Origin of the sequence: Bradyrhizobium cosmicum (assembly GCF_032290525.1) — a bacterium.
Lineage (GTDB): Bacteria > Pseudomonadota > Alphaproteobacteria > Rhizobiales > Xanthobacteraceae > Bradyrhizobium > Bradyrhizobium cosmicum_A.
In genome coordinates this window covers 1-275 of the sequence record NZ_JASXTA010000207.1, presented here as the reverse complement: position 1 = coordinate 275, position 275 = coordinate 1, and the positions used below count along the sequence as shown (strand labels likewise).

The following is a 275-nucleotide window of genomic DNA, read 5'->3' as shown; positions in this document are numbered from 1 at the left end:
GCTCTATGTCGTGGCGAAGGAAATCAGTTACGAAGACGTCCGGTTAATGCTGGAGAAAATGGCGGACCGCCTGTTCGAGCATCCCGCCACCGTGCTGGTCGTGACCAACCTCTATTACGCCGAGGCGCCGTGGCTGACACCACGCTCGGTCACGTCAGCGCAAGGCCTGATCTGGAAAGACGTCACGCTATCAGGCAACACCGCGCACGGTTTCGCCGAGCAGATCGGCGAGCTCGAGAGCTTCCTGGCCGAGAACTGGCGCGCAGGCATCAGCC

1 pseudogene is annotated in these 275 nt (G+C 61.5%); it reads left to right on the top strand.

The window, feature by feature from the left end:
• Window positions 1–275 (top strand): annotated as a pseudogene (locus tag QSV46_RS39675) (hypothetical protein); the annotation flags it as partial.